We start from the raw sequence: 22,846 nt of genomic DNA on the forward strand, positions 1-22,846 counted from the left end.
TGGTGGGCACGATCAGGCTGCCGGGTTGCGCCAGACGATGTCGCGGATCACGATCGGCTTCGGGATCAGGCCGAGCTTGTGGAAGCGGTCCGCGACGCCCTGCTGCGTCGTGACGATGTCGTCGGTGACCGGCCCGACCACGAAATTCGCGCGATTGGCGGCGAGGGTCTGGATGTCCAGCGGGACGCCGGTGATCGCGGCGAGCGATTTGGCGACCTCGTCGCGGTGCTGCTCGGCCCATTGACCGGCCGCGGTCGTCACATCGATGATCTGTTGCAGGACGGCGCCGTGATTCCTGGCGAAATCGCGATTGGCGATGAAGAAGGAATTGGTCTTGGTGACGTCGCGCGCATTGACCAGGATGCGGCCGCCCTGCTTGGTCTCGCCGATCGCAAAATACGGGTCCCATATCGCCCAGGCATCGATGCTGCCATTGGCAAAGGCGGGCCCGGCATCCGGCGGCGTCAGATAGACCGGCGTGATGTCGGCATAGGTGAGGCCGGCTTTCTCCAGCGTCTGCACCACGATGTTGTGGGCGCTGGAGCCCTTGGTGAAGCCGACGCGCTTGCCCTTCAGGTCGGCGATGCCGCGGATCGGCGAGTCCTTCGGCACCAGGATGCCCTGCCCGTTGGTGATGGGCTGGCCGGCGGCATAGACGATCGCGGCGCCCGCCGCCTGGGCGAACACCGGCGGGGAATCGCCGACCGCGCCGAAATCGACGCTGCCGACATTCATCGCCTCCATCATCGGAGGCCCCGACGAGAACTCGACCCATTTCACGTCGACGCCCAAGGGCGCGAAATATTTTTCCAGGGCGGCCTGCTGACGCGTGATAACCAGCACGCCGGTCTTCTGGTAGCCGACACGAATTTCCTTTACCGCGCCTTGTGACGTTCCTTGTGCTTTGGCACTCGAAGCGAATGCGGCGGCTGCCGCAGTTCCAACGGATAGTTTGAGAAAGTCCCGACGTTGCATCCGACACTCCCGGCCGCGTGCGGCCGTCCTTCATTCGTGCTCGGGAATGATGGTGCGGCTGATCGAAGGTGTCGAGACGCGCGGAAAAATAGCGATGCAAGCACTGCGCGCATGGCGGAGCGCATGATTAATCTTTCAATCGGCGGAGCGAATGCAGGGGATATTTTTCCGCACGCGAATGTGAAAAACGCACGCGCCCGGCCAAGATTCAAAAAATCGCGAAAACAACCCCATGCACAGTAGCCGGGGCGTGCGAAAACAATGACTTACGCCTTATCCGAAATTGCTTTGACTCGTCGGGCAAAACAGGAGCAGGATGGCATCATGGCGGCGTTGCGGATGGACCGGTCCCTGCCGGACTAATGCAGCCATCTCACGGGCAGATTTTGCAGCCCGCGAAAGGCCCAGCCGCCGATCCGCACCGGTTCGTCGACGGCGATCTCGAGCCGGCCGGCACGGGCGAACAAGGTCGGCAGTGCGACGTCGGCAATCATGGCGCGCGAGGCCCAGGCACCGGCGCAGAAATGCGGACCGGCGCCGAACGCGACGCTCTTGGCCGTATCACGCCGCACGTCGAACTGGTCGGCGCGCTCAAAATGCTTCTCGTCGCGGTTGGCGGAGCCGAACATGAGGAATACGCGTTCATCGGTTTCGAACGCGACGTCGCGGATCGTCCACGGCTTTGCGATGCGCCGCGGCGACATGCCGATCGGCGAGATCCAGCGGGCATATTCCTCGAAGGCCTGGAGCCACGTCACCTCGCCCTTGCGCACGAGATCGAGCTGGTCTGGATGGCTCAGCAGCGCCCATACCGTGCCGGCGATCGCCTTGCGCGGCTCGTTCTGACCGCCCGAGATCGCGAGTTTGACGTTGGCGCGCACGCTCTCCATCGCCATGCCCGACGCGAGCAGCACGCCGAGGATGCTCTGGTCGGGATGCTTGCGCATCACAGGCAGGATGTCGTCGATGGCGGCATCGATGCCCGACGTCGCCGCATGGCAACGCGCCTCGACGGCTGCGTCGCCGCTGTAATTGGCGATGCCCTCGATCATGCCCTGTGACCAGGCGTCCATATCCGCAAAGCCGATATTGGTGAGGCCGGTAATCGACTTCAGGCATTCGCCGGAGAACGGCAACGCGAAGTCGCGCATGAAATCGATCCGCCCGGGTTCGATCGCGTCGATGATGCGATCGGCATGGGCCTGGAACAGCGCGGCCCAGTGCGCCTTCACCGTCTTCGGCGACACCGTCGGAAACATCGCGCGGCGCTCGACCTGATGCGCCTCGCCGTCCTTGCGCATCATGTTGTGGCCCATCAGCCGGTTCATCAGGCCCGCGGGCTGGTGCGAGGAGAACACGTCGATCTGCTTCTCGGAGATCGAGATATCGTCGCGGCTCGTCAGCAGCGTCGAGCCGAGCTGCGGCACGAAGGCGATTGGCGCCTCCTTGCGCATTGTCGCGAGCATCGGGTACGGGTCGGCCCAGAACGCGACCGGGTCGATGTCGATGCGCGGCGCGGTACTCAAGCTTCGCTCCATTGCTGTTCGCCGCCAAGGTTAGCGGCTTCAGGAGGCGCCGTCTGTCCCCAGCGATTGGGACAGCTTCAGTTCAGGCCGCGCGGGCCGGCGAGCAGGCGCAGCACGATCGCAAACAGCTCGCTCTGTGACGAGATGCCGAGCCGCTCATAGGCGCGTTTGCGATAGGTCAGGGTCGAATGCAGGCTGATGCCGAGCGCCTGCGAGATCGCCTCGGAGCTGAAGCCGGAGAGGATGCGCCGGCAAACGTCCTGCTCGCGCGGGGTGAGGCTGGCGAGCGGCGCGCGCGTCGCGAATAGCGCGGCGAGAGACTGCTCGGTCGTCGCCGCCGAGCCGTGCTGGAAATGGCGCGCCACGCTCGCACTGATGGCGGGTGCGACGGCCTCAAGCCGCGAACGCTGGGCGTCGCTGAAGCGGCCCTGGACAGCGATGCGATAGAAGTTGACGTAGAAGCAGGTGTCGTCGACCCAGATCGCGGTCGCGCATTTGTCGACGATGCCGGAATCCACAAAGAACATTTTGCGGTAGCGGGCGCCGTACATGCGCGGCGCGAAGGCGGGCAGCACGAGCGTCGCGCGGGCCTCGCCTTCGAACAACGCATCGCGGTTGGGATCGGATTGGTGGAACTGCCCGGCATAGGCGGCGCCGAGATCGCCGCCGATCGGGATGTTGCCGGCATCGAGCAGGCAGTGTGCGGCGCCCGCGCGGCTCAGCGCGAACACCATGCAATGCCCGACCCCGGCCTGCCGGCGCAGTGTATCGATCAGGATATCAGGGAAATCCGGACGACCGATGGCAAGCACCGCGGGCGTGACATCCCCAACTGCCGGATTTGCGGGCGTCCCGCGAGGGCGCATCGTTTTCTCCCCATCGCCTTTTGACGAAATTTATCAGCAATGGCCGCGCAGCGAAAGGCGGGTGTCGCCGGATATCTGCCGTAACGTCGCCAAGCCAGGCGGACGAAGGATGCCCCCTTAGTCAGCACTTTTGCGCAAAATCTTGTCCATCGCTTTTCCCTTGGCCAGCTCATCGATCAGCTTGTCCAGGTAGCGGATCTCTCGCATCGTCGGCTCTTTGACATCCTCGACCCGGACGCCGCAAACCACGCCCTTGATCAGGGCTCGCGAAGGATTGAGTGTGGGGGCCTTCGCAAAGAAGGTCTCAAAGTCCGTCCGCTGTTCCAGTTGAGCTTCCAGCTCCTTCTGACCATAGCCAGTCAACCAGGAGATGACCTGATCGACCTCTGCTTTGGTGCGTCCTTTCTTCTCCGCCTTCGCAACGTAGAGCGGGTAAACGCTTGCGAAGCTCGTCGTATAGATCCGATGTTTTGCCATGACCGCTCCAGGGCATCGCTCATCAGGAACGTAGAGGCTTGAGACTATACCGTAATCCTTCGCCACCACATCCGCCGACGGTGGCCGACAGAGACCTGCCATCGATGGAGTTTGCCTGTAGAAGCTCTGACTGGAAAGTCCGTGGAACGAAAATGCTGCAAAACTTCCCCGTGCCACGATCGCTGTCGACGCCGCCAGTTCAGGTCACATGGTTCTCTACGGGACGGGCGGTGGTCTCAACCTGTCCGCTTTCGCCCTCACCGACGCAACGCTCTGCATGTGGAAGTGAACGAAGCTCTGGGCTAGCTAGTGATGCGCCGTTGCGTAAAAACGCGCCGCCGGTCGGCTACGGCTTTTCAAACAAGGCATCGTTATTGGCGCGCCAAGCCGGGTCGGAGAGCCACTTGTATTCCTGGTCAGGCATCACAGGCACCGTTTTCATGACTTCCTTCCCAATGGGAAGAAAGAAGCTTGATCGATCCTGCGTAACCTTCAGAGATCGGATCGGCACCACGATGCTATCCTTTCCAGTGGTGAAAAATCCGCCCGAGGCGACGATCGCGTAGTCCCTTCCATCTTTTGTGCCAAAGACGATGTTACGCACCTCGCCGACGATCTTGTCATCGGAACTGCGGACCTCCGCCCCAATCATCTCGTCGGTCCTCAAACCGGGCGTAAGTTGGTCGATCCTTATCAACGGTTTGGCGTCTTTCTTGTCACGGCTGCCTAAAGTCGCTCCGCGTCTGATTTTCGGTTCACGAGCAGCAATTTGCTTATCGGCCTCTTCCTCATCGTTGTCTCCCAACGACCCCATCGGCGGCCCCGCGATGAGTTCGCGAATGTTGGCGAGGAGACGCTCACAGTCGTCATGCCGTCCATAAGATCGAAGCGTGAAAGCGGCATCTCTTAGACTCCGAAGGTCGCGCACGGCCTGACTGTTGGCTGGTCCTCGAAACCGGGGATTTTGCTGAATGGCCTCCTCCAGCCTTGCGTCAGCAATTTGGCACTCAGCCAGCGCCTGGGTGACACCCCCGGCAACGATCAGCGCAGCCATGAACAAGGTCCGCATGGTCTTCATTGCAACTTACCTTCTTGGCAACTGGGGTAGTTCATTACGCCGCGCTGGTCAGCTCGCGGATCGCGTCGATGATTTGCACCGGCTGGTAGGGCTTGGGGATAAACCGGGCGTCCGCCGGAAGATCACCGGCTCGTATTTTGACGTGGCCCGAGGTTGCAACGATCCTGACTGGCGGCCAGCGGTCCCTGACAGCCGCCGCCAATTTCAAACCGTTCATTGAACCCGGCATATCGATGTCCGTGAATACAAGGCGGACATCAGAGTTGCGTTCGAGCATCTGAATGGCCTCGTCGGCGCCGGGTGCCTCTAGCACTTCAAATCCGGCCGCGCGGAGCACGTCAACTACGTCCATACGAATGAATGTTTCATCTTCGACAACAAGGACTCGGATGGTTGAAGTAGCCAACGCCATGTAAATAACTCTCAAGACTTCAAATGCCGAAACCCAGGATAGGATTCAGCTCGCATTGAGCGATTGTTCGGGCAGGTCAAGAGGGAGCCGGATTGTGAATAGCGCTCCCCTCGGTATATTTGTTGAGATCGTAAGCTCGCCCATCAACTGCCTGACCAGGCCGCTGACGACCCGGAATCCGAGACTCTTCCGCGGCTGGTTGATGTCAAACCCGTCGGGTAGCCCTGCGCCCTGATCGGAGATTTCGACCAGCAGATGTCCGTCGATCTCGCGGGCGTCTACAGCGATGACACCCGGCCCATCGACATAGGCATATTTAATCGCGTTTGTGACGAGCTCGTTCACCAGCAAGCCCAGAGGAATGGCCTTGTCCGCGGATATGACGATGGGATCCGAACGATATTGAAGCCTGTGTTCCGGCGCCGAACTCTGAAGATTTCTGCAAAGATGCTCGACGAAATCGGCAAGATCGACGAATCCGACCTTGCTGCCGCGCCAGAGATGATCATGCACTTCCGCGATCGAAGCGACGCGCATGGCGGCGTTTTCCAATGCGTGCTTCACATCGACGGAATCCGACCCACGTGCTTGCACACGTAGCAGGCCAACGACTGAGGTGAGGCTGTTCTTGACGCGATGACTCATCTCACGCGTGAGCAATGCTTCGTGCTCAAGAGCTTCCTGAAGCTTGGCGTCGGCGTGTTGGCGCTCAATCGCGATGCCGAGCAGGCCTGCGAAACCAGCCAGGAAATCCGCATCAGCGTCGTCGAATTGTCCGGGATCGTGACTATCGGCCTCGAGAACACCGAACGGCACGTCGCCCTCGCCACCTCGCCTGATAAGCACGTTGATCGCACGTTTGATGCCATGCTTGGCCAGAAGCGCCGGCGTCCGGAAACGTGTCTCTTCCTGCAAGTGATTGGAGATGACCGATTGGCCGGTCTGGTAGGCAAAGCCCGCGGGCGATTCGATATCAGCACCGAGCGTTACGTGATCTACTGTCCTCGCGGGCCAGCCGATCCCGGCACGCACGATCAAACGCTTCTCGTCGGGAAGATATTCCAGAACCTTGGCGTATGAGCATCCCAGACCGCGAGCACTGAGTTCTGCCGCATGCTGAAGAATTTGCCTGAAGTCACGGGTTTGCAGTGCAGCCGTACCGAACTCCCTGAGGAGAGCCTGTTGGCGGCGACGGTATGGAAGCTCATCCTGGCGATCGAGGGAGGCATCGGAGGCCATTCCTGAAACCAGCCTCGGTTCGGAGGGCATTAAACCGCCAATTCTGGATTGCGTCTTTCGCAGAAGCGCGGCGATACGCGGTGGCTTGAAGAAGCGCCGACCAATTCCTACAACGCCGCAAGCGGTTCTTTGTTCCCCCGGAGCAATCAGCTCGAAATGACTCGATGGCGGTTTCGAGGCTTTGGAAGGAACCCCCCAGCGGCCGTGTCAACCGCGCGCAAGCCGTCTCAAAGCTTCGCTTTCCGCTCACAGAATACGCGGGAGTGTTTGGTGGCACACGTTGCCAACCCGCAGTGAAAGAAGCATCGCCATTCGCTCTGATGAATCCATTGAAACAAAAGGCTGACGATAAGCCTTAACAATGTCTTATGAGCTCCAACATCATTGGGGCCAGGTTTGATTGGAACGAAAATGGACGCCGAGCAGCTCGCCGAGAAGTTCCGACAGAAATTATCCGCAGCCGTCGTCGAAAAGGAGAGGCAGACGACTATCGCCGCGGAGAACAAGGACAAGCGAACCGCCGACATCGAGTACTGCAAGCAGGCGATGGAGCGCGAGGTAATACCTTTCCTGGAGGAGCTGAAGCATCATTTCGGCGAAGACCAATTCTCCTTTTCTCCTCAGATCGAGCGGCATGATCACCGTCCCGTCGGAGTTACTTTTACCGTGGGCAATGGTGCTCCAACGAGCATCTCAACTGCATTTGGCAACATCGTTGTGACTCGCATCGGCGGCAGCGGAACTAAGAAGGGTGTCCCCTTTGTGTATGCGCCGGATGTCGAGCCCTACATTTCAAACTCGGGTGATCGGACGCGGGACAAAATAGCGAAGCTGGTTGAGATGGTGATCGACGATTAGGCGAACACCAACACGGCTTTATGTTTAAGACACCATGGCTGTAGAAGGATGCGGACAGCGTCTTGAGAAAATCGCCGCCGAAAGCTCGTGCGCCGGCAGGTTGATGGTGCGGAGGCGCACTCGACTTCGTGGTCGTCCCTACCGCGGTGCCGCAACACGCTGCCCTACCCCGCCGCCGCCTTCGCCGGCCCCACGCTGACCGCGAGCTTGCCGTAGCGGTCGGTGAAGGCCTCGGTGTCGATTTCCTCGAGCTTGATCTCGCCGCTCATGACGCCCTGCTTCCAGGCCGCCTGCGCCGGATCATTCTGGAATTCCGGCATCACCTCGCGGCCGAACAGCTCCAGCGATTCGCAGATGTGCTCGTGGCTGTTCTTGCCCGCTTGGTTGAGCAAAATGACCTGGTCGATATGCGAGCCCTGGAAACGCTTCAGCTTCTTGCGGATGGTCTCGGGCGAGCCGATCAGGCCGCCGCGCAGCGCCGCCTCCTGCGCCTCCGGGTTGTCGCGTTTCCACTTGTTGTACTCGTCCCACATGTTGACGGTGTAGGGCGCCGGACGCTGGCGGTTCTGTGAGGCGCCGTAGAAGCGCAACGCGAACTGGAAGAAGGTGGCGCCGTCGGCGCGGGCGCGGGCCTCCTCGTCCGTCTTCGCGCACATGAAGAACGACACCAGCGCCATGTTCGGGTTGATCTCGTAGTCGGCGAGCTTGGCGAGACGCTTGGTCATGGCGTTGTAATAGGCGTGCACCCAGGCATGCGCGGCATCCGCGCTGACGAACTGGAAGCCGAGCGCGCCAAAGCCGTGGCGGCCGGCGCGCTCGATGGTCTGTAGTTGCGAGCAGGCCATCCACAATGGCGGATGCGGCTTCTGCACCGGTTTCGGCACGACGTTGCGCAAGGGGATGTCGAAATACTTGCCGTGATGCTCGCTGCCCGCGTCCTTGAACATCGGGAAGATCGCGGCGACGGCCTCCTCGAACACCTCTTTCTTGGTCTCCATGTCGCGGCCGAACGGTGTGAGCTCGGTGATGGATGCGCTCTCGCCCATGCCGAATTCGCAGCGCCCGTTCGAGAGCAGGTCGAGCACCGCGACGCGCTCGGCGACCCGCGCCGGATGGTTGGTGGTGAGCTGGAGGATGCCGTGGCCGAGCCGGATGTTCCTGGTGCGCTGGCTTGCGGCTGCGAGAAACGATTCCGGCGAGGGCGAGTGCGAGTACTCTTCGAGGAAGTGATGCTCGACGACCCAGGCGTGGTCGTAGCCGAGCTGGTCGGCCAGTTCCATCTGCGAGAGCGCGTTCTGGTAGAGGCTGAGCTCGTCGCCGGCGACCCACGGACGTGGCAGTTGCAGCTCATAGAAGATGCCGAACTTCATGACGCCTCTCCCAAGTTTTCTTGAGTATTCTTGCCGCTCATATTTTTGTTGCGGGCATCTTAATGGGTGGGGCGGCGCTGTCTACGCAGTCGCAATTCCGCCTTGCGGGAGAAGCCGCTTTTCGGCGCGGCGGCCATTCAGGACCACACCGATAAAGGTGAAGCGCACCAGCAGATGATAGCTCGCAAGCATCGGAGGAAGCGCGACAAGGAGAATGATCGCGAACTTGGTCAGCCCGGGCCAGTCGAGCTGCGACAGCGCGACCTGCAGCGCCATCACGATCGGCAGGTGGATCAGATAGAGCCAGTAGGATGCATCGGCGAGGTAGCGCCACGTCCGACTGAAGCCTGACATGAAGCGGAGGGCGAGGCCGAGGACCGCGAATGTGGAAACCCAAATCGCCGATGCATAGAGGATGGCGGAGATCAGCCTGAGCGTGGCGAAGCTGACCGGCAGTTTCGGCGCGACAGGCAACGACAGCATCACGCCTGACACCGCGAAGCTGACCAGGATCAGGAAGAGCGCGAGCAGGACATGCGTCAGCCAGCGTCGCTCGATGAGCCGCAGCAGATCGACCTGCCGATGCAGGAGCCAGCCGATGCCGAATGCGGTGCCGAAGCCGATCCAGGCCTGCGCGTTGGTGACGAGCGATTGATCCGGCGTCCTCACGCCCATCACGTTGATCCATCGTGGATCGAGGCAGAAGGCGATGCCGATCGGTATTGCCAGAACCAGGGGAGCCAGCGGATTTCGCATGATCCGCGCGAAGACACGGTCAAACACCATGCGCAGCGTCCCTGATACATCAAGCCAGACCATTGCACTGCGCAGCAGCAGCGTCGCGACATAGAGCTCCAGCAGCACATACAGAAACCAGAGGTGGGTCAGGGGGAACTTAGGCAATGCCGGCAGCCAGCCGGACGTGGGGTGGATCGGACCGCCATTTGGAAAGTGAGATGCCCAGATCACGATCAGAGCTATCGGCATGAACACGAGCGGCCAGCCGATCACCAACGGCAGGCCGATCCGCTGCAGCCTGTCCCTGACGAAGCCCCAGCTCCCCCGGCGGTGAAAGCTCATGCGGGCAAAGAAGCCGGCCATCAGGAAGAAGGTCGTCATCCGGAAGACGTGGATGGTAAAGGACAGCAGACCCAGAGTAACGCTTGGATGGGTATCCTGAATGATCCAGAACCGGGGCGAGGCCGGCACAAACGACAATGTCGCGTGCAGGACGATGCCGAGCAGCAGCGCGCCACCCCTGACTGCGTCCAGAGCATGGAGCCTCTCCGACACAGGGGCGGCGGCGGTCGAGTGGGACATGGACAGGCTCATTCCGCTGGATGGGAGTTTATGCTTGGACCGTCTAACCAATCGGCGCAGGGTGTTCTCGCCTGATCCAAAAATCGGCTAGCCGATTTCGCGGCGCGGTTGGCTGAGTTCAGCGCTCTCGGGCCGGCTCAGCGCCTCGCGCCGGAATTCGGTCGGGGTCATGCCGGTTTCGGCCTTGAACGCGCGATTGAAAGGTCCGATCGACTGGAAGCCCGCATCCATGGCGATGGTCAGCACCGGGACATCCCGCTGCGTCACGTCGGACAGCGCCAGCCTGGCGTCCTCGATACGGTAGCGGTTGAGGAACGCATTGAAGTTGCGATGGCCCAGCCCTTCGTTGATCGCCTGGCGCAGCCGATGCTCGGGAACATCGAGCCGCGCCGCAAGCGCTCCGATCGCGAGGCCTTCCTGGCGGTAGCTTCGCTCCACCGTCATCAGATGGTCGAGGCGCCGCAGCAGGATCGGGTCGACGACGACCCGCCCCGCGGCGGCGCGGTCGGCGGCCGGGGCTTGCCTCCCCGCCTCGCCGGATGCGATCGCGGCCGTGGCGTCATCGACGGCCATCGCCGGCGCGCTGAACAGGCCGAGGCCGGCAAGCATGGCCACCACGAACAGCCCGAGCGCGGTCGGGAGACTGCCGGGCGCACCGGGAACCGCGACGGGAATTGCGGCGAAGCCGGCGACGCCGACGGTCGCGATGAGCACGACATTGATCGCAAGCATCGCCAGCCGCAGTCGGCGTCGCCGCGCGACCAGATCGGCGCGCCAGGTCTTGACCGTCTGAACCGCGGCAGCGAGGGCCAACACCAGGGTGGCCAAAGCCAGGACTCGCCCGCCTGCGCCGGCTAAAGCGGGCCAGTTCGCCCAGCCCAGCGTGATCGCAAACCCGAAAGCCACGATGCTCAGCCACAGGGCGCCGTGCCAACGCCTCAGCACGAAATCGTCGTCGAACGCCGCGCGCGCCCACAGCCAGAAGACCGCAGGCTGCGCGGACAGGATCGGTAATACCCACCACCAAGCCGTTTTGGGGAGGTTGGGCGCCGTCGCGATCGCATAGAACATGCCGCCTGCGCACATCGCGATGCCCAGCAAAGCCTGTTGGCCGATCGCACGACGCAGCAAGGCCACGAGAACGATCAACAGGAACACGCCGCTCGCTGCGCCGCGAAGTCCGAGATCGATCGCCGACAGCCCTGTCGCAGTCACAGCTCGTATCCCCGTTCGATGCCAAATTGTCGCATCGCCTTCGCACGGGTACAACCCAAACTTGTGCTTGTGGGTCTGGCGGCAGTCAGCATCGCGACTGGACGGATTGATACAGATCAAGGCGTCAGCAGCCCTGATGCATCTAAAGTGCGGCAAGGCAACGGCCCGGATGCCGTCCCAATCCCCACATTTCAGACGAGACCGAATATGTCGGCCCCTGACGACGCGACTTCGCGCGTGCGCCGTAAGCGCATGGAGATTTTCGCTTTCCTGTTCCTGACCGCGATCGTGATGCCCGTCCTCGCGGTCGGAACGGTCGGCTCCTACGGGCTCGGCGTCTGGATCTACCAGATGTTCGCCGGCCCTCCCGGCCCGCCGCCCTCCCCGCATTGATCCCCCGAAAAGCGAAAGACAGGCATCATGGCCGAATCCAAACTCAACCGCCGCGCACTGATCACCGGCCGGGTACTCAGCGCCGAGCGCGTCATCTCGCCGCCCGGTTGCGAAATCGCCAGCATCATCGTGCAGGCGCGCCCCGAGCGGCTCGCCGCACTCGAGGCCGCGATCACCGCCCTTGCCGGCTGCGAGATTCACGGCCGCGACCCGCGCGGCAAGCTCATCGTCGTGACCGAGGCGCCTGATTCCGGCAGCCTCGGCACCCTGCTCAACACCATCCAGTCGCTGCCCGACGTCTATTCCGCGGCGCTGGTCTTTCACGCCATCGAAACGGCTTAGGGCCGGGAGAGTCGTCATGACATCGCCAAAGCTCGACCGCCGCCAGATGCTGAAGCTCGAGGCCGCCGCCATCGCGGCCGCCGCTGCGGGCATGCCGGCACCGGCGCTCGCCGCGAATCTCGTCGCCGAGCGCGACGTCGCCGAACTGAAATGGGACAAGGCCGCCTGCCGCTTCTGCGGTACCGGCTGCTCCGTGATGGTTGCGACCAAGAACAATCGCGTCGTCGCCACCCACGGCGACATCAAGGCCGAGGTCAACCGCGGCCTCAACTGCGTCAAGGGCTACTTCCTCTCCAAGATCATGTACGGCCACGACCGCCTGACCCAGCCGATGCTGCGCAAGACGGCCGGCAAATACGACAAGAACGGCGAATTCACGCCCATCTCCTGGACCGAAGCCTTCGACATCATGGAGGTGAAGTGGAAGGAGGCGATCAAGAAGCGCGGGCCCAACGGCGTCGCCATGTTCGGCTCCGGCCAGTGGACGGTCTGGGAGGGCTATGCGGCCGTGAAGCTGTTCAAGGCCGGCTTCCGCACCAACAACATCGATCCCAATGCGCGCCACTGCATGGCCTCCGCCGTGGCCGGCATGATGCGCACCTTCGGCATCGACGAGCCGGCCGGCTGCTATGACGACATCGAGGCCACCGATGCTTTCGTGCTGTGGGGCTCCAACATGGCGGAGATGCATCCGATCCTGTGGACGCGCCTTGCCGACCGCCGGCTCTCCGCGCCGCATGTTCGCGTCGCCGTGCTCTCGACCTTCGAGCACCGCTCGTTCGACCTCGCCGACATCGGCATGGTGTTCAAGCCGCAGACCGACCTCTACATCCTCAACGCCATCGCCAACCACATCATCAAGACGGGCCGGGTCAACAAGGACTTCGTTGCCGCGCATACCATCTTCAGGCGCGGCCAGACCGACATTGGTTATGGCTTGCGGCCCGAGCATCCGCTGCAGAAGAAGGCGACGGGCGCGGCGAAGGCCAATGATTCCACCGAGATGAGCTATGACGAGTACGTCAAGTTCGTCTCGGAGTACACGCTGGAGAAGGCGGCCGAGATGTCGGGCGTGCCGCTCAACCGGCTGGAGGCGCTGGCCGAGCTCTATGCCGACCCCAAGACCAAGGTGGTCTCGTTCTGGACCATGGGCTTCAACCAGCACACTCGCGGCGTCTGGTGCAACAACCTCGTCTACAACATCCATCTGTTGACCGGAAAGATTTCCTCGCCCGGCAACAGCCCGTTCTCGCTGACCGGCCAGCCCTCGGCCTGCGGCACCGCGCGCGAGGTCGGCACCTTCTCGCACCGCCTGCCGGCCGACATGGTCGTCACCAACAAGGAGCACCGCACCAAGGCCGAGCACATCTGGCTGCTGCCCGAGGGCACCATTCCCGACAAGCCCGGCGCGCACGCCGTGCTGCAAAGCCGGATGCTGAAGGACGGCCTGATCAACGCCTATTGGGTGCAGGTCAACAACAACCTCCAGGCTGGTCCCAACGCCAACGAGGAGACCTATCCGGGCTTCCGCAACCCCGACAATTTCATCGTAGTCTCGGACGCCTATCCATCGGTGACGGCGCTCGCCGCCGATTTGATCCTGCCGACCGCGATGTGGGTGGAGAAGGAAGGCGCCTACGGCAACGCCGAGCGGCGCACGCAGTTCTGGCACCAGCTCGTCCCTGCACCCGGCGAGTCCAAGTCCGACCTCTGGCAGCTCATGGAGTTCTCCAAGCGCTTCAAGATCGAAGAGGTCTGGCCGGAGGAGCTGATCGCCAAGAAGCCGGACGTTCGCGGCAAGACGCTGTTTGACGTGCTCTACAAGAACGGCCAGGTCGATAAATTCCCGACGTCGGAGATCGAGGAAGGCTACGCCAACGAGGAGTCCAAGGCGTTCGGCTTCTACGTGCAGAAGGGCCTGTTCGAGGAATACGCCGCGTTCGGCCGCGGCCACGGCCACGACCTCGCGCCGTTCGACGCCTATCACCGCGAGCGCGGCCTGCGCTGGCCCGTTGTCAACGGCCAGGAGACGAAATGGCGTTTCCGCGAGGGCAGCGACCCCTATGTCAAGCAGGGCACCGACGTGCAGTTCTACGGCTATCCGGACGGCAAGGCGCGCATCTTCGCCCTTCCTTACGAGCCGCCGGCGGAATCGCCCGACAACGAATATCCCTACTGGCTCTCCACCGGCCGCGTGCTGGAGCACTGGCATTCCGGCACCATGACGCGCCGGGTCCCCGAGCTCTACAAGGCCTTCCCCGAGGCCGTGTGCTTCATGCATCCTGACGACGCGCAGGAGGCGAAGATCCGCCGCGGCGACGAAGTGAAAGTGGTCTCCCGCCGCGGCTTCATCCGTGTCCGCGTCGAGACCCGCGGCCGCGATCGGCCGCCGCGTGGCCTCGTATTCGTGCCGTGGTTCGACGAATCCAAGCTGATCAACAAGGTGACGCTGGACGCCACCGATCCGATCTCGCTGCAAACCGATTACAAGAAGTGCGCCGTGCGCATCGAGCGGGTGAACGTGTCATGATGAAACGATTTGGAGTAGCGCTGCTCGCGGTCGTGATCGCGGCTGGCGCGAGCTCGCTGACCGCGCAGACGGTGACGTCAGGCCTGCGCGGCCCGACCCCGCTCAACGACGAAGGTCCGGCGCCGCCGATGCTGCCGAACCGCAACACCTCCGAAAGGGAAGTGCGCAACTATCCGGAGCAGCCGCCGGTGATCCCGCATGCGATCGACGGCTATCAGGTCGATCTCAACGGCAACAAGTGCCTGTCCTGCCATGCGCGGGCGCGCATCGCGGAATCGCAGGCGCCGATGGTCTCGATCACCCACTTCATGGATCGCGACGGCCAGTTCCTGGCTTCGATCTCGCCGCGCCGCTTCTTCTGCACGGAATGCCACGTGCCGCAGAACACCGCCAATCCGCCCGTCAGCAACGACTTCACCGACATCGACACGCTGCTGTCGCGCGCAAGCCCCGGTGGCCGCCGATGACGACGACCGCTGATGAGCCCGACGAGGGAATGAAGGCCAAACACGGCTTCGTCGCGCGAAGCTTGGACTTTGCGCGCGAGCTCTGGCAGGTGCTGATCCGTCCGAGCTCGGTGTTCGGGCTCGGCGTGCTGGTGCTGGCGGGCTTCATGGCCGGCGTGATCTTCTGGGGCGGCTTCAACACCGCGCTGGAATTGACCAACACCGAAAAATTTTGCACCGGCTGCCACGAGATGAAGGACAACGTCTATGCCGAGCTGAAGTCGACCATCCACTTCGCCAATCGCTCCGGCGTGCGCGCGACCTGTCCGGACTGCCACGTGCCGCACAACTGGACCGACAAGATCGCCCGCAAGATGCAGGCCTCCAAGGAGGTCTGGGGCAAGATCTTCGGCACGATCGACACCCGCGAGAAATTCCAGGATCACCGGCTCGAGCTGGCGGCGCATGAATGGGCACGCTTCAAGTCCAACGATTCGCTGGAATGCCGCAACTGCCACAGCGCCGATTCCATGGACATCACCAAGCAGTCGCCGCGGGCCTCGGTCGCGCACCAGCGCTTCCTCTTCACCAAGGAAAAGACCTGCATCGACTGCCACAAGGGCATCGCTCACCATCTGCCCGACATGCGCGGCGTTCCCGGCTGGCAATAGGGCGCCCCGCCCGGCTTGAACCGGCGGTGCGAATGGTTAGTTTTGGGGCTGGCGAATCGCTCCGTTTCGCCCCCTCCTCAAGACAGACATGGCCACATTCACCCCGCATCAGGATGCCGCGCTCAAGGCCGTTGGCGATTGGCTCAAGGCCAAGCCCGGCCGCAACGGCACGCCGCCGGTGTTCCGCCTGTTCGGCTATGCCGGCACCGGCAAGACCACGCTGGCGCGGCACATCGCCGACGGCGTCGACGGCGAGGTGAAGTTCGCCGCCTTCACCGGCAAGGCGGCGCTGGTCATGCGCAACAAGGGCTGCGACGAAGCCTCCACCATCCATTCGCTGATCTACCGCACCCGCGAATCCGGCGAGGAGCAGCCGAGCTTCGAGCTGTGGGACGACGCCCCGGCGTCCAAAGCCAAGCTGATCGTGATCGACGAATGCTCGATGGTCGATGCCGAATTGGGCCGCGACCTGATGTCGTTCGACTGCCCGCTGCTGGTGCTGGGCGATCCCGCGCAGTTGCCGCCGATCCAGGGCGGCGGCTTCTTCACCAATACCGAGCCGGACGCGATGCTGACCGAGGTGCACCGCCAGGCCCAGGACGATCCGATCGTGCGGATGTCGATGGACGTCCGCGAGGGACGCGAGCTCGACATAGGCCGCTACGGCGAGAGCGAGGTGGTGTCGCGCAAGGAGCTCGATCCTGATCGCGTCATGGCCGCCGACCAGGTCCTGGTCGGACGCAACAACACGCGGCGCGCGTACAATATGCGGGTGCGTCAGCGCCAGAACATCGAGGACGTCTTCCCCGTCGCCGGCGACAAGCTGGTCTGCCTGCGCAACAATCGCAAGAAGGGCCTGTTCAACGGCGGGCTGTGGCGCGTGAAGTCGCGCAACACCTCGCGCTCGAAATCCCGCATTCTCAGCATGAGGCTGTCGCCGGACGAGGATCTCGGCCACAAGGTGACGAAGGTCTCGGTGCGCGCCGATTGCTTCGAGGGCGGCGTCGAGTCGATCGCCTGGGAGCAGCGCAAGCCCTATGACGAGTTCGACTACGGCTACGTGCTGACCGTGCACAAGTCGCAGGGCTCGCAATGGGACGACGTCGTGCTGTTCGACGAGAGCTTTGCGTTTCAGGAGAGCCGCGCGCGGTGGCTGTACACGGGCATCACGCGGGCGGCGAAGCGGCTGAGCATTGTGGTTTAGCCGTCGTCCCGGCGAAGGCCGGGACCCATACCCCGTCATCTATCCGTATTCGGCGGTCTTGGTACCGAGGAAGGTTCGATCACTGTCAGTCTTCGCCAAACCACGCCCTGTGGCTATGGATCCCGGCCTCTGCCGGGACGACACCTAATGTGAGGGGACGAAGGTGCGCCCCATAAGCAGCCTTCACTTCCCCGCGACGAAATAAAAATCCTCTCTTCCCGGCGGCGAGCCGTAGGAAAACGGCTGCTGCACGTGCTTGGTCACAAGCCAGACGTCGTCGCGGACGATGTCGAACAGTTTTCGGATCTCGACGCGCGGCATCTTGATTTCGCGGGCGAGCGCAGTGGCGAACGGACTGTCGGCGCCGCCGTCGCCGTCCATCGCGGTCTCGCCGTGCTTGGCGGCGTAGACCACCATGAAGCCGGCGCCGGGCTCGATGTTGGAAAAGCCCTTGTCCACCAGCTTGAGCGACAGCGTGCGCTGCATGGTCGGCGCGAACGGATTGTCGCGGCAGGCGTCCAGCATGACCAGACGCACTTTTCGCGCAGCGCCCACCGCCGCGATCACCTGCTCCAGCGCAACCGCCTGGGTCTCGGCGTCCTTGTCGGCGGCGAGCTTGGCATCGACGGGAACGAGATAATTGACGCCGCCGATCTCGAAACCGTGGCCGGCGTAATAGACCACCGCCCAATCGGCCTTCTCTGCCTCGGCCGCAAACGTCTGCAACGCTTCGAAGAACTTGTCGCGGGTGAGGTCGCTGACGGATATCACGGTCTGGAAGCCGACATCGCGCAGCGCGGCTGCGATCATTTTCGAGTCGCGTGGCGGATTGGGCAAGGCGTGGACGTTCTTGTAAGCGCCGTTCCCGATCACAAGCGCCACACGGCGCCCCGTTGATCCGGCCGGCGTCTGCGGGGTCAGCGCCGCCAATCGCTCCTGCGCGATCGCGCGGGCACGCGCGACGTCGAGCTCGTCGAACTTCGTCAGCGAATAAGCCGCCGCACGATAGTCGGCACGGGCCTGGGCGAGGTCCTTCTTGCGCTCGTAGATCTGGCCGCGACCCGAATGTGCCCGGACATTGTTCGGGTTGATCTGGATCGCAATGTTGTAGTCCTTCAGCGCAGCGTCGAGATCGCCTTTCAGCATGTTGACGTCGGCGCGATTGTTGATCGCGTACACGTTCTTCGGCTGCTTCTCGATCAGGCCGTTGCAGTCGGCGAAGGCCTGGCCGTACTCGCCCATCATGCCGTAGGTGATGCAGCGGTTGGCGGTGATCTGCTGCGCGCCCGGTTCGATCTTCTCGGCCTCCGCGAAATCGGCGATCGCGCCGTCAAAATCCTGCATCAGCGTGCGCACGCGGGCGCGGTTGGTGTAGCCGAGCAGGAATTTTGGCGCGTATTTGATCGACAGGTTAAAATCGTCGAGCGCGCTTTGCAGCGCCCCCCGGCGCAACTGGATGATGCCGCGGTTGTTGTAGGGGACACCGTAGGTCGGGCGCTTCTGGAGCGCGAGGTTGTAGTCCGTCATCGCATGGTCGTCCTGGCCCGTCCGCTCATAGGCGAGGCCGCGCAAATTGAGCGTGACGACGTTGTCGGGATCGAGGTCGACGGCCATGGACAAGGTCTCGATGGCATGGACGTAGTCGCGCTTGTTGATCAGCGTATTGCCGCGCACGGAAAGCGCGACGGCCTTGTCCTTGCCGCTGAGCCGGTCGGCGTTGAGCAAATTGTCGCAGGCCTGCGCCCTCGCCTGCGCATCCGCCTGGCGGTCGCGGCAAATGGCGAGGTCGTCGCCGGGTTTTGGTTCGGCCGCCGCGATCAAGCTCCAGCCGGCCAGGATGGCGAGCACGGCGACGAGGGTCAGGGATACGACGCGCAGCATGTTGTCAGGTCAGCTCCAGCCATCATTCTTTAGGTCGATCACCGATCGCGCCGGTTCATCTAGCGCGGAGTTCCTGTCCTCGCCAAGCCGGGCCGCTCCAGGCGGCGCGTTTCACAGACTCGTGTCCGTCCGGCCGTAACAATCGCCCGGCCGGCCCGTATCTCGAATGTCCGAAAATGCCGGGCAGGCTGTTCGCCCGGCCCCAACCGCCCTAGACTGTCAGACCTTCCGAAAGAGGATCGCCATGCGCCGACCTGCCATCCTGTCCCTGCTCGCCGCAACCACCGCCCTGACGCTGGCCTTTGCCGCGCCGACCCGGGCCGCAGAGGATGCGGTCGTGATCCCCGCTCCCGCCGTTGACGCGGCGCCCGCAAGCGGGATCCAGACCGCCGTGATCGCCGGCGGCTGCTTCTGGGGCGTGCAGGGCGTGTTCCAGCACACCGCAGGCGTCGTCAACGCGGTCTCCGGCTATGCCGGCGGCACCAAGGCGACGGCCGACTACCAGACCGTCTCGAGCGGCCGGACCGGCCACGCGGAATCGGTCGAGATCAAATACGACCCGAAGAAGATCTCCTACGGCAAGATCCTGCAGATCTACTTCTCGGTGGCGCACGACCCGACCCAGCTCAACCGGCAGGGCCCCGACTCCGGCACGCAATATCGCTCGGCGATCTTCACCACCTCCGACGAGCAGAAGAAGGTGGCCGAGGCCTATATCACCCAGCTCAACGGCGCCAAGGTCTTCAATAAGCCGATCGCGACCAAGGTCGGCGCGCTGGAGGCGTTCTATCCGGCGGAGGCCTATCACCAGGATTATCTGACGCTGCACCCGAACCAGCCCTACATCGCCTACAACGACCTTCCGAAGGTCGAGAACCTGAAAAAGCTGTTCGCGGATAACTATATCGAAAAGCCGACGCTGGTGAGCGCCAGCAAGGCCACCAACTGATCGCAAGATCACTGAACAAGATCACCGAAAACAAGATCATCGAAAAAGCGGGAGACCCATGCCCGACACCAAGACGAAAACCACGGACGACAAGGTCATCAAGAGCGAACAGCAATGGCGCAGCGAGTTGTCGCCGATGCAATACGCAGTGCTGCGCGAGAAGGCGACCGAGCGTCCCTTCTCCGGCGAATATGAGCACGACCACCGCGCCGGCACCTATACCTGCGCCGGCTGCGGCAATGTGCTGTTCGAGTCCGACGCGAAGTTCGATTCCGGCTGCGGCTGGCCGAGCTTCACCCAGCCCGCCGTCGAGGGCCATATCGACGAGGAGCGGGACGTCAGCCACGGCATGGTCCGTACCGAGGTGCTGTGCGCCAAGTGCAGCGGCCATCTCGGCCATGTCTTCCCCGACGGCCCGGGGCCGACGGGCTTGCGTTACTGCATCAATTCCGCGGCGCTGAAGCTCGAACCCAAATAAACCTTGCGCGCCGCCGGGTTCCGTCATGGAACCCGGCGGCGGCACGATGTGCTTTTCTTACCTCGTGGTGCGGCCGGCCATGGCGTTGCCGCGGCCGCCAGGGAGGATGCCATGACGCTTGGGACCATCCTGATCATCCTGGTGATCATTTATCTCGTCGGCGGCCTGTCGGGCCGCGTTGGTGGCTACGGCTACGGAATGGGTCATTCCGGCATGGGGATCGGCGGCCTTGTCTTGGTGGTGCTGCTCGTGCTGCTGCTCCTTGGCAAGCTGTAAACCATTCAAGCCACTGACATTGTTGCCATTTTCGGCCCTGCGGAGCTGCCATGCGCGGATTCATCATCTCGCATCGCGGGGGTCGCAATTTTGTCAAAACGGGCTATATTAGAGGACGAAAATGACATGTGCGGCGCCCACTCAATCGTGGCCTCTGCCCGTCCCAACCCCACGCGCTTAAAGCCCCAGAGAGATCACGAGGTCTTTGACCATGCGTCCACTGCGTCCGTTCAACTTCAACACTTCCGCCGAACTCTTCCCCGCTGCGATCCGCAAGAAGAAGCGTGCAGGCTTCACCTATCGCCGGTTCGGCACCGCGGCCGAAGCCGTGCAGTTCGCGATGGAGCAGTTGCCGACGGATTCGCTGAACGGCGCCTATCTCCAGGTCGAGGAAGCGCGCTTCGACCAGAACGGTATCCGCTCGCTCTATGAGAGCGAAGCCTTCCCGCTGCCCCGTCACCGCAAGCCGGTGGAAGCCAGCACCGACGCTGCCGACGCGGCGTAAGTTTTCGTAACGCGCTCCGATGTGCGCTGAAAGCGCGACGGCCGAAAGGCTGTCGCGCTTTTTGCGTTTTGGGGCGTGTCAGATGCGCGGCTGCTTGTCGAGCCAGCGGCGGAGCAGGCGCACGTTGCGCATGTTGGCACGGAACATCACGTCAAAGGCGTCGCCCGCGAACGGCACGATGCCGACGACGCCGTCGAGGGCGACATTGCCGAGCATGCGCGCGGTGATGTACCAGGGCGCCCCGAGCGCCCTCGCCTCTCGCACCAGCCAGAGCGAGATCGCGGTGGTGATGATGTCGCCGACGACGGGGATCAGTCCGATCAAGCCGTCGATGCCATAGCGGATATTCGTTCCGGGCAGCACGAAGGCGACGTCGAGCAGCTTTGCGATCGCCTCGATCCGCGCGATCCGCTGCTCGCGCGTCAGATTGCCGAACAGGTTGCCGGCGAAGGGACTGTCCTTCCCGAATTCGAAACGAAATTCGCGAAAGCCCTGCTCAAGCGTTTCGGGCCGGATCTCGTGACCGTCCTGATCGATGATCGGCCCACGCCCGTCGGTGCCCGAAGAGGCCGCACCCGGGCGGCTTCCCGAACGGGAGCGACGCGGAGCAAGAATATCGTCATCGGACATGGTCATGGCCTGTAGGGAACGCGCCAGCGCGGCGGAGGTTGCTGCAGCGTGATCGAAGGTCGCGCCCTCAAGTCTGTGCTGCCGCCGGCTGCGGCTCCGCGACATATCTATGCACGAGCCAGGATGAAATCACCGCCGGCACGAACCCGACGAGGCCGTACAGGATGAACTGCACTGCGCCCGAGTCCGGACCGCGCGAGCTGTAGGTCAGCGAGGCCAGGATGAAGGCGAACACGCCGACCAGCAGCATCCGCAGCACCGGGCCGATCCGGCGGATGTGGACCAGGATATCGTCGACTGCACCGATCATCAGCGAGGGCAGGAAGCCGAACAGATAACTGTATTGCAGGGATTTGAAGAACACCGCGAACAGCTTGCCGACCTCAGCGAGACTGGTCTGGGTCCAATAGCCGGACTGATAGGTCGTCGTCAGCAGCAGCAGGAACCCGCCCACGAACGGGCCGACCAGCGCAAACACGAGATAGCGTTTCATCAGGCACCCTCATCCTTCGCCCCGTTATAGCAGCGCCGCGGGAACCTTGAATAGCGGGGGGTGCGGCTCTGCGCTGGGAACAAGCGGCATAGCGACGAGTTCAGACAGGACCTGAAACTCACCTGTCAGATTTGGAGCCGCCGATGTCCCGCAAACTGTTCTTCCTGGCGACGATCGCGCTGATGGCCGTGAGCGGCCTGTCAAACGGGCCCGCTCTCGCACAAGGCCATATGGGTTCGCCGCAGGAGCAGCAGGCCTGTTCGCGGGACGCCTCCCGCTTCTGCCGCAAGGACCTCGGCAACGACATGGCGGTGCAAGGCTGCTTGCAAGCCAACAGGGCCAAGCTGTCGCGCTCTTGCAGCAAGGTGTTTCAGAGCCACGGCATGTGAGGACCGGAACCATCCCCGGCGAACGGAGAGTGAAGCCATGTTGCGCGACGAACAGCTCTCGATCCTGAGGGACATCAGCCAATCCATCGCCTTTGCCGACGACCGGCACGGCAAGATAGGCGAGCTGATCGCCGACGGTTACGTGATGAAGGACGGCGACCTGTTCGAGCTCACGGCAAAGGGCGTTACGGCGGTCGAGGAGCACGCGGCGCTTGGCGCAAGCGATGCGGAACAAGCGAGCGTACCTCCGATCGGTTGATCTGATCGCACGCGAGTCGCATTGTGCGTGACGTGCGCGCAACAATTGCGAATTCCTTTTTGCC

At 62.9% G+C, this 22,846-nt stretch carries 26 protein-coding genes; 13 read left to right on the forward strand and 13 right to left on the reverse strand.

The window, feature by feature from the left end; all coding sequences use genetic code 11:
• Window positions 1-12: 12 nt before the first annotated feature.
• The 7 genes from IVB47_RS24095 to IVB47_RS24125 all read right to left on the reverse strand — a co-directional run bounded on the left by IVB47_RS24095 (window position 13) and on the right by IVB47_RS24125 (window position 6,603).
• Window positions 13-975 carry a sulfonate ABC transporter substrate-binding protein gene (locus tag IVB47_RS24095; protein WP_247464957.1) on the reverse strand — a complete coding sequence of 321 codons (963 nt, stop codon included), beginning with the start codon at window positions 973-975 and terminating at the stop codon, window positions 13-15.
• 359 nt (window positions 976-1,334) lie between these two features.
• A complete protein-coding gene (locus IVB47_RS24100; RefSeq protein WP_247464960.1) occupies window positions 1,335-2,501 on the reverse strand; it encodes a cytochrome P450 in 1,167 nt (388 codons plus the stop codon).
• A gap of 77 nt (window positions 2,502-2,578) precedes the next feature.
• Window positions 2,579-3,367, reverse strand: coding sequence for a helix-turn-helix transcriptional regulator (locus tag IVB47_RS24105; RefSeq protein WP_247464962.1), 789 nt, complete (start codon window positions 3,365-3,367; stop codon window positions 2,579-2,581).
• Window positions 3,368-3,484: 117 nt separating this feature from the next.
• Entirely contained in the window at window positions 3,485-3,844 is a 360-nt protein-coding gene (locus IVB47_RS24110) for a DUF2200 domain-containing protein (RefSeq protein WP_247358321.1), read from the reverse strand.
• A gap of 346 nt (window positions 3,845-4,190) precedes the next feature.
• Window positions 4,191-4,898, reverse strand: coding sequence for a PRC-barrel domain-containing protein (locus tag IVB47_RS24115; RefSeq protein ID WP_247358320.1), 708 nt, complete (start codon window positions 4,896-4,898; stop codon window positions 4,191-4,193).
• 58 nt (window positions 4,899-4,956) lie between these two features.
• Window positions 4,957-5,334 carry a response regulator gene (locus IVB47_RS24120; RefSeq protein ID WP_247358319.1) on the reverse strand — a complete coding sequence of 126 codons (378 nt, stop codon included), beginning with the start codon at window positions 5,332-5,334 and terminating at the stop codon, window positions 4,957-4,959.
• A 45-nt stretch (window positions 5,335-5,379) separates the two neighbouring features.
• Complete coding sequence (locus IVB47_RS24125) at window positions 5,380-6,603, reverse strand: histidine kinase dimerization/phosphoacceptor domain -containing protein (protein ID WP_247358318.1); 1,224 nt, start codon at window positions 6,601-6,603, stop codon at window positions 5,380-5,382.
• Between the two features lie 381 nt (window positions 6,604-6,984).
• On the opposite strand from IVB47_RS24125, the gene IVB47_RS24130 reads away from it, so the two are divergent.
• The gene (locus tag IVB47_RS24130) at window positions 6,985-7,431 is read left to right on the forward strand and encodes a hypothetical protein (protein WP_247464964.1); all 447 of its coding nucleotides are present in this window, start codon (window positions 6,985-6,987) and stop codon (window positions 7,429-7,431) included.
• Window positions 7,432-7,595: 164 nt separating this feature from the next.
• Here the strand turns inward: IVB47_RS24130 and IVB47_RS24135 are convergent, their stop codons facing one another.
• From IVB47_RS24135 to IVB47_RS24145, 3 genes are all read right to left on the reverse strand, one after another.
• The gene (locus tag IVB47_RS24135; protein ID WP_247358316.1) at window positions 7,596-8,801 is read right to left on the reverse strand and encodes an LLM class flavin-dependent oxidoreductase; all 1,206 of its coding nucleotides are present in this window, start codon (window positions 8,799-8,801) and stop codon (window positions 7,596-7,598) included.
• An 81-nt stretch (window positions 8,802-8,882) separates the two neighbouring features.
• Window positions 8,883-10,121: an acyltransferase family protein gene (locus IVB47_RS24140; RefSeq protein ID WP_247464967.1), complete on the reverse strand. Its 1,239-nt coding sequence runs from the start codon at window positions 10,119-10,121 to the stop codon at window positions 8,883-8,885.
• Window positions 10,122-10,208: 87 nt separating this feature from the next.
• Window positions 10,209-11,336, reverse strand: a complete 1,128-nt coding sequence (locus IVB47_RS24145; RefSeq protein WP_247358314.1) for a helix-turn-helix domain-containing protein — start codon at window positions 11,334-11,336, stop codon at window positions 10,209-10,211.
• 207 nt (window positions 11,337-11,543) lie between these two features.
• On the opposite strand from IVB47_RS24145, the gene napE reads away from it, so the two are divergent.
• The 6 genes from napE to IVB47_RS24175 all read left to right on the forward strand — a co-directional run bounded on the left by napE (window position 11,544) and on the right by IVB47_RS24175 (window position 16,922).
• The gene (gene napE / locus IVB47_RS24150) at window positions 11,544-11,729 is read left to right on the forward strand and encodes a periplasmic nitrate reductase, NapE protein (protein ID WP_007596178.1); all 186 of its coding nucleotides are present in this window, start codon (window positions 11,544-11,546) and stop codon (window positions 11,727-11,729) included.
• Between the two features lie 27 nt (window positions 11,730-11,756).
• Window positions 11,757-12,071: a chaperone NapD gene (locus tag IVB47_RS24155; protein ID WP_247358313.1), complete on the forward strand. Its 315-nt coding sequence runs from the start codon at window positions 11,757-11,759 to the stop codon at window positions 12,069-12,071.
• A gap of 16 nt (window positions 12,072-12,087) precedes the next feature.
• Entirely contained in the window at window positions 12,088-14,601 is a 2,514-nt protein-coding gene (gene napA / locus IVB47_RS24160; RefSeq protein WP_027570414.1) for a nitrate reductase catalytic subunit NapA, read from the forward strand.
• A complete protein-coding gene (locus IVB47_RS24165; RefSeq protein ID WP_027570413.1) occupies window positions 14,598-15,068 on the forward strand; it encodes a nitrate reductase cytochrome c-type subunit in 471 nt (156 codons plus the stop codon). Before napA ends, IVB47_RS24165 begins: the two co-directional genes overlap by 4 nt.
• Window positions 15,065-15,718 carry a NapC/NirT family cytochrome c gene (locus IVB47_RS24170; protein ID WP_247358312.1) on the forward strand — a complete coding sequence of 218 codons (654 nt, stop codon included), beginning with the start codon at window positions 15,065-15,067 and terminating at the stop codon, window positions 15,716-15,718. The genes IVB47_RS24165 and IVB47_RS24170 overlap by 4 nt, the downstream gene beginning before the upstream one ends.
• An 88-nt stretch (window positions 15,719-15,806) precedes the next feature.
• Complete coding sequence (locus IVB47_RS24175; protein WP_027570411.1) at window positions 15,807-16,922, forward strand: ATP-dependent RecD-like DNA helicase; 1,116 nt, start codon at window positions 15,807-15,809, stop codon at window positions 16,920-16,922.
• Window positions 16,923-17,105: 183 nt separating this feature from the next.
• On the opposite strand, the gene IVB47_RS24180 is transcribed toward IVB47_RS24175, so the two are convergent.
• On the reverse strand, window positions 17,106-18,803 hold the full coding sequence (locus IVB47_RS24180) for a caspase family protein (protein ID WP_247464970.1): 1,698 nt from the start codon (window positions 18,801-18,803) through the stop codon (window positions 17,106-17,108).
• A gap of 244 nt (window positions 18,804-19,047) precedes the next feature.
• Between IVB47_RS24180 and msrA the strand changes: the two genes are divergently transcribed.
• The 4 genes from msrA to IVB47_RS24200 all read left to right on the forward strand — a co-directional run bounded on the left by msrA (window position 19,048) and on the right by IVB47_RS24200 (window position 21,011).
• Window positions 19,048-19,752 (forward strand): peptide-methionine (S)-S-oxide reductase MsrA, encoded by a 705-nt coding sequence (gene msrA, locus IVB47_RS24185; protein ID WP_247287667.1) that lies wholly within the window; start codon window positions 19,048-19,050, stop codon window positions 19,750-19,752.
• 58 nt (window positions 19,753-19,810) lie between these two features.
• Window positions 19,811-20,230 carry a peptide-methionine (R)-S-oxide reductase MsrB gene (msrB, locus tag IVB47_RS24190; RefSeq protein WP_027519936.1) on the forward strand — a complete coding sequence of 140 codons (420 nt, stop codon included), beginning with the start codon at window positions 19,811-19,813 and terminating at the stop codon, window positions 20,228-20,230.
• Between the two features lie 111 nt (window positions 20,231-20,341).
• A complete protein-coding gene (locus IVB47_RS24195) occupies window positions 20,342-20,506 on the forward strand; it encodes a DUF3309 family protein (protein WP_081747975.1) in 165 nt (54 codons plus the stop codon).
• A 211-nt stretch (window positions 20,507-20,717) separates the two neighbouring features.
• The gene (locus IVB47_RS24200) at window positions 20,718-21,011 is read left to right on the forward strand and encodes a hypothetical protein (protein ID WP_007596188.1); all 294 of its coding nucleotides are present in this window, start codon (window positions 20,718-20,720) and stop codon (window positions 21,009-21,011) included.
• A 78-nt stretch (window positions 21,012-21,089) separates the two neighbouring features.
• Here the strand turns inward: IVB47_RS24200 and IVB47_RS24205 are convergent, their stop codons facing one another.
• Both IVB47_RS24205 and IVB47_RS24210 read right to left on the reverse strand, forming a co-directional pair.
• Complete coding sequence (locus tag IVB47_RS24205; RefSeq protein WP_247464973.1) at window positions 21,090-21,647, reverse strand: DUF4112 domain-containing protein; 558 nt, start codon at window positions 21,645-21,647, stop codon at window positions 21,090-21,092.
• Between the two features lie 61 nt (window positions 21,648-21,708).
• A complete protein-coding gene (locus IVB47_RS24210) occupies window positions 21,709-22,134 on the reverse strand; it encodes a DUF5413 family protein (protein WP_027519939.1) in 426 nt (141 codons plus the stop codon).
• A gap of 143 nt (window positions 22,135-22,277) precedes the next feature.
• Between IVB47_RS24210 and IVB47_RS24215 the strand changes: the two genes are divergently transcribed.
• A complete protein-coding gene (locus tag IVB47_RS24215) occupies window positions 22,278-22,523 on the forward strand; it encodes a hypothetical protein (RefSeq protein WP_247464976.1) in 246 nt (81 codons plus the stop codon).
• A gap of 37 nt (window positions 22,524-22,560) precedes the next feature.
• Window positions 22,561-22,782, forward strand: coding sequence for a hypothetical protein (locus IVB47_RS24220; RefSeq protein ID WP_247464979.1), 222 nt, complete (start codon window positions 22,561-22,563; stop codon window positions 22,780-22,782).
• Window positions 22,783-22,846 lie beyond the last annotated feature (64 nt).

The sequence above is a fragment of the Bradyrhizobium sp. 62 genome (assembly GCF_023073035.1).
GTDB lineage: Bacteria > Pseudomonadota > Alphaproteobacteria > Rhizobiales > Xanthobacteraceae > Bradyrhizobium.

What these genes read in the sequence shown, in the direction of transcription:
- IVB47_RS24120 (WP_247358319.1), bottom strand. Translation starts at nt 5,334, where the DNA reads ATGGCGTTGGCTACTTCAACCATCCGAGTCCTTGTTGTCGAAGATGAA.
- msrA (WP_247287667.1), top strand. Translation starts at nt 19,048, where the DNA reads ATGCGCCGACCTGCCATCCTGTCCCTGCTCGCCGCAACCACCGCCCTG.
- IVB47_RS24205 (WP_247464973.1), bottom strand. Translation starts at nt 21,647, where the DNA reads ATGACCATGTCCGATGACGATATTCTTGCTCCGCGTCGCTCCCGTTCG.
- IVB47_RS24155 (WP_247358313.1), top strand. Translation starts at nt 11,757, where the DNA reads ATGGCCGAATCCAAACTCAACCGCCGCGCACTGATCACCGGCCGGGTA.
- IVB47_RS24105 (WP_247464962.1), bottom strand. Translation starts at nt 3,367, where the DNA reads ATGCGCCCTCGCGGGACGCCCGCAAATCCGGCAGTTGGGGATGTCACG.
- napA (WP_027570414.1), top strand. Translation starts at nt 12,088, where the DNA reads ATGACATCGCCAAAGCTCGACCGCCGCCAGATGCTGAAGCTCGAGGCC.
- msrB (WP_027519936.1), top strand. Translation starts at nt 19,811, where the DNA reads ATGCCCGACACCAAGACGAAAACCACGGACGACAAGGTCATCAAGAGC.
- IVB47_RS24170 (WP_247358312.1), top strand. Translation starts at nt 15,065, where the DNA reads ATGACGACGACCGCTGATGAGCCCGACGAGGGAATGAAGGCCAAACAC.
- napE (WP_007596178.1), top strand. Translation starts at nt 11,544, where the DNA reads ATGTCGGCCCCTGACGACGCGACTTCGCGCGTGCGCCGTAAGCGCATG.
- IVB47_RS24195 (WP_081747975.1), top strand. Translation starts at nt 20,342, where the DNA reads ATGACGCTTGGGACCATCCTGATCATCCTGGTGATCATTTATCTCGTC.
- IVB47_RS24125 (WP_247358318.1), bottom strand. Translation starts at nt 6,603, where the DNA reads ATGCCCTCCGAACCGAGGCTGGTTTCAGGAATGGCCTCCGATGCCTCC.
- IVB47_RS24110 (WP_247358321.1), bottom strand. Translation starts at nt 3,844, where the DNA reads ATGGCAAAACATCGGATCTATACGACGAGCTTCGCAAGCGTTTACCCG.
- IVB47_RS24210 (WP_027519939.1), bottom strand. Translation starts at nt 22,134, where the DNA reads ATGAAACGCTATCTCGTGTTTGCGCTGGTCGGCCCGTTCGTGGGCGGG.
- IVB47_RS24215 (WP_247464976.1), top strand. Translation starts at nt 22,278, where the DNA reads ATGTCCCGCAAACTGTTCTTCCTGGCGACGATCGCGCTGATGGCCGTG.
- IVB47_RS24140 (WP_247464967.1), bottom strand. Translation starts at nt 10,121, where the DNA reads ATGTCCCACTCGACCGCCGCCGCCCCTGTGTCGGAGAGGCTCCATGCT.
- IVB47_RS24220 (WP_247464979.1), top strand. Translation starts at nt 22,561, where the DNA reads ATGTTGCGCGACGAACAGCTCTCGATCCTGAGGGACATCAGCCAATCC.
- IVB47_RS24180 (WP_247464970.1), bottom strand. Translation starts at nt 18,803, where the DNA reads ATGCTGCGCGTCGTATCCCTGACCCTCGTCGCCGTGCTCGCCATCCTG.
- IVB47_RS24175 (WP_027570411.1), top strand. Translation starts at nt 15,807, where the DNA reads ATGGCCACATTCACCCCGCATCAGGATGCCGCGCTCAAGGCCGTTGGC.
- IVB47_RS24115 (WP_247358320.1), bottom strand. Translation starts at nt 4,898, where the DNA reads ATGGCTGCGCTGATCGTTGCCGGGGGTGTCACCCAGGCGCTGGCTGAG.
- IVB47_RS24135 (WP_247358316.1), bottom strand. Translation starts at nt 8,801, where the DNA reads ATGAAGTTCGGCATCTTCTATGAGCTGCAACTGCCACGTCCGTGGGTC.
- IVB47_RS24130 (WP_247464964.1), top strand. Translation starts at nt 6,985, where the DNA reads ATGGACGCCGAGCAGCTCGCCGAGAAGTTCCGACAGAAATTATCCGCA.
- IVB47_RS24200 (WP_007596188.1), top strand. Translation starts at nt 20,718, where the DNA reads ATGCGTCCACTGCGTCCGTTCAACTTCAACACTTCCGCCGAACTCTTC.
- IVB47_RS24165 (WP_027570413.1), top strand. Translation starts at nt 14,598, where the DNA reads ATGATGAAACGATTTGGAGTAGCGCTGCTCGCGGTCGTGATCGCGGCT.
- IVB47_RS24095 (WP_247464957.1), bottom strand. Translation starts at nt 975, where the DNA reads ATGCAACGTCGGGACTTTCTCAAACTATCCGTTGGAACTGCGGCAGCC.